The organism is Campylobacter sp. RM12642 (assembly GCF_020137635.1).
In the GTDB taxonomy this organism is placed as follows: Bacteria; Campylobacterota; Campylobacteria; order Campylobacterales; family Campylobacteraceae; genus Campylobacter_E.
Window position 1 is genome coordinate 1 of the sequence record NZ_JACGAT010000077.1, and the last position, 718, is coordinate 718.

General features: G+C 22.6%; 1 protein-coding gene. It reads right to left on the bottom strand.

Annotation, left to right across the window (positions count from 1 at the left end):
- Nucleotides 1-136: 136 nt before the first annotated feature.
- Nucleotides 137-718: hypothetical protein (locus tag AVBRAN12642_RS09745; RefSeq protein WP_336608319.1), on the bottom strand; the 582-nt coding region annotated here is incomplete at its 5' end.

A 718-nucleotide genomic window follows, 5' to 3' on the forward strand; every position in this document is an offset into this window, starting at 1 on the left:
CCTGTCTTATTTGGCTTAGATTAATAGTGCTATTTACATCAGCTTTTTTACTAACACTTGTATTTATATAAGAGCTTAAATCTACATAAAATCCATCTATTTTTAGCATTATTTCTCCTTTAACTTAAAGAATTAATTAAGCTTTTAAATCTAGTGATTTATAATCTTTTAGCTCATCAATTAGCTTTATACTAAACTCACAAAATTCTTCTAAATTATTTTTGTCTTTTAATTCTTTTTCTTTATCTTCATTTATTTTTAAAGAATTTGAATTTTTAAATAATTTTATATCTTGCTTTAGTTTTCTTATGTGATTGTTTTCTTCATTTATTGCGTATTCTTTTAGCTTTGGATTGGCTTCTATTTTTTCTTTTTTATTTTTTAATTCTTCTTTTGCTTGATTTAAGTTTTTAAAATACTCGCTTTCATCTTCAATATATTGCTCTTTTACTAAAATTTCTCCATCTTTATCTTTATCAAAAAATATTCTATTATTAATCATTTTTGAAATAGTGTTTATATTTTTTTCGCCAAATTCATTAATATCTTCTTCTAATATTTTGTCTTTTTTAACAATCTCGCTTAAGACATAAACCCCATCTTTATTCTCATCAAAATAACAAACATCAATTAAAGTATTCATTAATTCATCACTATTTAGCACCCCATTATTATCGCTATCACTTTCAAGATATTTTAAATCAAAAGCAATCTCATT